This window comes from Streptomyces sp. ID05-39B (assembly GCF_033794725.1).
GTDB classification, from domain to species: Bacteria; Actinomycetota; Actinomycetes; order Streptomycetales; family Streptomycetaceae; genus Streptomyces; species Streptomyces bobili.
Map to the genome: position 1 here is coordinate 1 of NZ_JARGEF010000365.1, position 5,696 is coordinate 5,696.

6 protein-coding genes and 1 pseudogene are annotated in these 5,696 nt (G+C 69.5%); 4 read left to right on the top strand and 3 right to left on the bottom strand.

Annotated elements, in window-relative coordinates:
* Positions 1-611 precede the first annotated feature (611 nt).
* Positions 612-1,973, top strand: a complete 1,362-nt coding sequence (locus P1P75_RS39040) for a peptidase inhibitor family I36 protein (RefSeq protein WP_319264329.1) — start codon at positions 612-614, stop codon at positions 1,971-1,973.
* On the opposite strand, the gene P1P75_RS39045 is transcribed toward P1P75_RS39040, so the two are convergent.
* Positions 1,953-2,678 (bottom strand): 4'-phosphopantetheinyl transferase superfamily protein, encoded by a 726-nt coding sequence (locus P1P75_RS39045; protein ID WP_319264331.1) that lies wholly within the window; start codon positions 2,676-2,678, stop codon positions 1,953-1,955. The genes P1P75_RS39040 and P1P75_RS39045 overlap by 21 nt on opposite strands.
* On the bottom strand, positions 2,635-2,820 hold the full coding sequence (locus P1P75_RS39050) for a hypothetical protein (RefSeq protein WP_319264333.1): 186 nt from the start codon (positions 2,818-2,820) through the stop codon (positions 2,635-2,637). The genes P1P75_RS39045 and P1P75_RS39050 overlap by 44 nt, the downstream gene beginning before the upstream one ends.
* Positions 2,821-2,899: 79 nt before the next feature.
* Here P1P75_RS39050 and P1P75_RS39055 point away from each other — a divergent pair.
* Positions 2,900-3,112 (top strand): annotated as a pseudogene (locus P1P75_RS39055) (alpha/beta fold hydrolase); the annotation flags it as partial.
* A gap of 259 nt (positions 3,113-3,371) precedes the next feature.
* Entirely contained in the window at positions 3,372-3,539 is a 168-nt protein-coding gene (locus P1P75_RS39060; RefSeq protein WP_319264335.1) for a hypothetical protein, read from the top strand.
* Between the two features lie 83 nt (positions 3,540-3,622).
* Here P1P75_RS39060 and P1P75_RS39065 read toward each other — a convergent pair whose 3' ends face one another.
* Positions 3,623-4,003 (bottom strand): S-adenosylmethionine decarboxylase family protein, encoded by a 381-nt coding sequence (locus P1P75_RS39065; protein ID WP_086767220.1) that lies wholly within the window; start codon positions 4,001-4,003, stop codon positions 3,623-3,625.
* 397 nt (positions 4,004-4,400) lie between these two features.
* Between P1P75_RS39065 and P1P75_RS39070 the strand changes: the two genes are divergently transcribed.
* A partial coding sequence (locus P1P75_RS39070) for a bis-aminopropyl spermidine synthase family protein (protein ID WP_319264337.1) occupies positions 4,401-5,696 on the top strand: 1,296 nt, incomplete at its 3' end.

Sequence of the window (5,696 nt, forward strand, 5' to 3'; positions counted from 1 at the left end):
ACTCCACGGGCGGATCCTCACACGCCGGCACGGGCCGACCAAAGCGGCAACATCGCGCCAGTTATCAAACGCCCTGGCCAGGACAAAACGCTCTTTGAGCGCTTGGCCGCAGGTTCGGGTCCTGCCGGGGGCGCAAGTCTCCGCCCTCCCTTCGGGAGGGCATTTCTACGGGGCAGCACCGGCACGCTGTTCCCGGCCCATTCGGCCACCTGGGCGGGTGGAATTCCGTCGTGGAGACACGTCGCGAGCACTTCGTGAGGCGCGTGACGGTCAGCGTGAGAACTGCGGGCGGGGTGGTCAGGCCCGGGGGCTGGAGCAGCGGGACGGCGAGTGGCTCCTCAAGCAGGGGTACCGCAGGGTCTGCCTGGCGTTGACAGACGCCGTCCACGGCGCGGCCGGCATGCGCACCCCCGTCCAGGACACGCCCACTCGCAAGCGCGACGAAATCGACGTCAGGCGGAGCGCCGTTCCGGGGGAGCGATCAGCACGCCGGACCGCCCCTCGATCAGCGTGTGGACAACCGGCGCTCGTAGGAAGGTTCGGCGGTCTGGCCGGTTCCTGGGCGCTTCCGTAGCATGATCCGCTCTTGCCGACCCACAGAAAGCCACGCGATGCGCTTATACCGAAGAATACTGGCCGTACTCTTCACAGCCGGGCTGTTCGCCGTCGGCCTTGGGAAGATCGCCCCGCCCGCCGCCGCGGCGGAGGAGTGTCCCGCCGACCGCCTGTGCCTGTACTCCAGCACGGAGCTCAGAGGACTGAAGTTCGCTGCGGCGAGTACGAAGGCCTGCTTCTGGCTGGGTCGGTACGGCCTGGGCGAGGGCACCAATGGTGTCAATTCGTACGTGAACAATCTTGCCGTCACTGCGCAGGTGTACCAGTTCGACACAGGCCTGGACACCAGCTCGGCCGACTACACCCTGCGCGGCAGCATCCGGGCCGGAGGTGCCAGCAGCAACACCGGCGCCGTGGACGCCGGCTCCCCCTGGCACCGGTTGGACAAGGTCTGCACGGGCGGCGCCGACCCCATGACGACCCCCGCCTTCGTCTTCGGAGCGGAGTACGACGCTGATCCCCTGAGGTACGCCGACGTCCCAGGAACGAAACTGGAGTTCGACGCCGCGCAGGGCCAGTCGTCCTACCTGTGGACTCGCAACGTCTCGGTCGGCAACGTCTCCGCGCTGGGCGACCACAAGAACATCGGTGTCACCACCGCGATCCGCTGCATGTACGCGGACGGTCGTGCCCTTCCCGCCGACAGGGAGTCGGGAGCCTACTGGGCCGCGAACCTCGTGCCACCCGGCGAAACCGTCCTGGCGCCGTCGGTGCGTTGGACGTTCGTCGCGCCGACAGCGGACCGGTACCGGTGCCGGGTCTCCGTGCTCGGCTACGCGACGTGGATCGGGGCGGGCAACTCGGTGGCCATGCAGGTCGAGCCGGGGGCGGAGCTGGCCCGAGCCGTCCACGGCGGCATGTCGCGGTGGACCTTGGCCGACGCGGTGGAGCCGGCCGCGCTCGCGCCCGGCAGCACGAAGAGCTTCCTCGATCATGTGTATGTTCCGCAGGGCACGGCGCGCATCGCCATCGTCATGGACGCCAACATGACGAGCTGCAACAACGACAAGGACGGGGTCACGCCCAACTACGGCATCGACGCGTGCGCCGGCGCGGGAGACCCCACCGCGCACCACACGGACGCCGCCACCTGGATCGAGGCGCAGCCGGTCAGAGCCGACGGATCCACGTGCGGCACCCCGTTGACGAGCGCCGTGGCCGAATGGCACATCACCGAACGCAAGCACCACCAGACCGCTACCAATGCCTTGTATCTCGGCACGTCTCAGCTGGGCGCATGCGACAGGGTGCGCGTCGTCCTGAAGGTGTCGAACACCGCCGGCAACCGCCTGCAGGTCCATTCCGGATACGCCTCGCAACGTATCGCCAAGACGCACTCAACGGCCTTCACGTACTAGCCCATAGGGCCGAACCCGCACCCCGCCCCTTCCCAGCACCGCGACCGCCGCCGTGTGGGCGCCCTCGACCCTCAGATCCGCGAGGCTCACCTCGGGGCGGGGGCCGAGTTGTCGCGGCCAGTCGAGGACCGTCGGTGCGGTGTCCGGGGCGGACATCTCCAGCCCCCGCAACGGCACATGGAGGCCCACGCCGAGGGCCTTCAGTACGGCCTCCTTGCGGGTCCAGGTGCGCAGGAAGGCGGTACGGCGTCCGGCGGCCGGGCCGGCGTACAGCGCGCTCAGTTCGGTGTCGCCGAGTGCCGTGCGCGCCGCCGCGTCGACGTCGAGGGCGATCGCGTCGTCCTCGACGTCCAGGCCGACGGCGGCGCCCCGGCAGACCGCGACCCCCACCACATCCCCGCTGTGGGTGACGGAGAAGTCGACGTCCGCGTACGGCGACCGCTCGGGCACCGCCAGTGTGACCTTGCCGTGCGGACCGCCGCAGCGCGGGCACACCCTGCGCAGGGGCACGTCGGCGGGAGGAAGCCCGAGCAACTCGCCCAGGGCGAGGCGGCTGAGTGCGCAGCCGACCAGGAAGCGGGCCTTGTCGGCAGGGCGGGCGGTGACTTCGTAGCGGGCTCGCTCCACCGCGTCGAGCAGGTCGAGCAGCCCCGGCCGGGCGTCACCCGACCGCGCCCACCGCACCAGCACCTCGTGCTCCGTCACGGTCCCTCATCCTGATCCGCCGACCGGCCCACGCCCTGAACTCCTGCCCGCCCCACACGAGCAACGCGTACAGCGACAGCCACTGCCACAGCGACAGCGACAGCGACAGCGACAGCGACAGCGACAGCGACAGCGACAACATCGACGAAAGCAGACGGATGCGCCTGCACACACAGGAGTGGGGGGCGGGGGACCGTCTCGCCGTCCTCGTCCACGGCATCATGACCGACGACCGCACCTGGCACGAGCTGACGCCTGTGCTCACCGGGCTGGGCTATCGCGTGCTCGCCGTGGATCTGCGGGGTCACGGCGCCGGCGCGCGCGGGGCGTACGCGCCCGCGCTCTTCGCCGAGGATCTCCTGGACACGCTGGCGCGCCGGCCCGAGCTGGTGCTGGGCCACTCGCTGGGCGCGCTCGCCCTCGCTCTCGCAGTGGAGGAACTGGCCCCGGCCCGCGCGGTCCACTCGGAGCCGGCCTGGCGGCTGAGCAGCTCGGCGGGCGGGCCCGACCCGGCCTACTTCACGCTCTTCAAGCGCTCGCCCGACCTGCTGACCAGCTTCTCCCGGCCGCTGGACGCCGCCGAGGGCGGCCGACGGCTCGCGGTCGAGCGGCAGGCTCTGGACGCCTGGGACGAGCACCGCCCTCGCCCTCTCCGCGCACCGCCTCGTCGACCACACGCCGGAGTGGGCCGTCGTGCCCTCGCTGGTCCAGGTGCCGGACCCGAGCACGCTCGTCAGCGCGCAGGGGCGGGAGGAACTCGTGCGACGGGGCTTCGAGGTGCGTACGGTGCCCGACGCACCGCACGCGATCCACCGGGACCGATTCGACGCGTTCGTCGAATCCCTCTCGAGTTGGCTGTGAAATCCCTGCGGCGGGGAATCGACGCACCTCACACCCCAGGCCCCACCCTCCCGCAATCACGTCATTCCTGGAATCGGCCGGAATCAGTGCACCGCACGCAGCATGCGCGTCACATTGATTTTCGTCGGCGAAAGACCGAGTTCCACGCTCTGCATCATCCGCTCGCCGTTCAGCCGGCCATAGGCGAGCAGATCGACGTTGGCCAGACTGAATTCCGGCCAGGTGTGAATGCTCAGGTGCGATGCCGAAAGCAGCAGAATGGCAGTGACGGCGCCATTGGGGAAAACGTGCGAGGCCTCACCCAGTACCTGGGCGTTTCCCTTCTCGGCGGCCGTGCGCAGCACCTGGAGGAGGCGCTCCTGGTCGGTCAGGATGCTGTGGTCGCTCACCCACACGTCTACGGCGTAGGAGCACAAATCGTCGACGTTTATACCCTCGGTGGCGAGGCTGGCGGAGTTGGTCATGGGGAACCGGGGGTCGCTTTCCGCTGCCCCCGTCTCCTTTCGCATAGAGGTGCGCTGGTCCGCGCGTCCGAAGGGGAAGGTACCGAGGTCGAAAAACGACGCTCGATGCGGTCCAGCGTAGCATCCGGGGCGCTCTACGGCTCGCGCACGCACGCTGTCAAGGGATACGACACCTTCCCCATCTCCGCCTCTCGGATATCCGGAAAACATTTCGGCGGACGCCTCGAAAAAGCCTTTTCTGTTTCGCCGGCACCTTTCCGCATTCTCTGTTCCGTGGGCGCGTCCGGGCGACGCCGTGCCAGCCCGTATACTCGATAGTCCTGGAATCCATCGGCCCGCCCGGAGCAGCTTTGTGAAAAACGCGCCTCGACACCGTCGGAGTACCCCCGCCGATCGAGTGCTCACGGAAGTCGCGGACGCCGTCAGGCTTCAGGAGGGCCCGCCCGGAGTGCGCTCCGTGCTGCGCGCCCTGCGTCGCCTGGCCCCCGCCTCGACCAGGGACATCAGCCGGGCCACCGGCCTGCCCGTCCCGATCGTCGCCGCGCTGGGCAACGAGCTGCGCCGGCGCGACCTGCTCACCAAGGAGCGGCCCTCCCGGCTGACCCCGGCCGGCCTGGACGTCGTGGCCGAGCTGGGCATGGACCTCACGCTCGACGCGACCTGCACCACCTGCGAAGGCCGCGAACTGGTCATCCCCGATGTGCTGGACGAGGCGGTCCGGCGGCTGGGCGACCTGATGGAGTCGGGGCCGGCCGCCGACATGTCGATCGACCAGTCGCACTGCACGCCCGAGACCAAGGTGCGCCGCGTCCTGGCGCTGCTGGCGGCGGGCTCGCTGCCGGGCGGCAATCTGCTGCTGATCGGCGACGACGACCTCGTCTCCCTGGCCGTCGCCGTCGTCGGGGACGTCCTCGGTTCCCCGATCGTCGAGCGGGTGACCGTCGTCGACATCTCCCCCGAGATCCTCGGCTACATCCGGAAGGTGTCGGCCGGTCTCGGCACCCGGGTCGAGACCGTCGAGCACGACCTGCGCCAGCCGCTGCCCGCCGAGCTGCACAGCGGTTTCGACGTCGCGATGACCGACCCGCCCTACACCGCGGAGGGTGCCCGGCTGTTCCTCTCGCGTGCCGTGGAGGGTCTGCGTCCGGGCCCCTCGCACAGCATCTTCTTCTCCTTCGGCGGCAAGAGCCCGGACGAGATGCTGGAGGTCCAGCGGGAGATCATGGCGCTCGGCCTGGTCACCAACGGCTACATCCGCAACTTCAACGAGTACCGCGGCAGCGGCATCCTCGGCGGGGTCGGCTTCTTCCAGCACCTCCTCACCACCACCTCGACCGCCTCCCGGCAGGGTGATTTCGAGGGCCCCCTCTACACGGGCGACAAGCGGACCCGGCAGCGCGAGTACACGTGCGCGGCCTGCGACGCACAGGTGCGCGTCGGTCCCGGCGCCCGGTGGACGTCGGTCGCCGCCCTGCGCGACGAAGGCTGCCCCCAGTGCGGCAAGGGTCCCTTCCGCCCCGGCCGCCTGGTCGCCGTGGACGAGCCGCCGACCACCCTGGCGATCACGGTGGACGAGCCGGCCCCCGTACCGGCGCCAGTACCGGCACCGGCACCCCTGTCCCTTATACACATTTCCGAGCCCCCGAGACAGGCAAAAACACCGTATCCCCTTTTTTTTTTGAAAAAAAAAAAA

Bases quoted from the DNA above. Each gene is read 5' to 3' on its own strand.
- P1P75_RS39065 (WP_086767220.1), bottom strand. From the start codon at position 4,003: ATGACCAACTCCGCCAGCCTCGCCACCGAGGGTATAAACGTCGACGAT.
- P1P75_RS39040 (WP_319264329.1), top strand. From the start codon at position 612: ATGCGCTTATACCGAAGAATACTGGCCGTACTCTTCACAGCCGGGCTG.
- P1P75_RS39050 (WP_319264333.1), bottom strand. From the start codon at position 2,820: ATGTTGTCGCTGTCGCTGTCGCTGTCGCTGTCGCTGTCGCTGTCGCTG.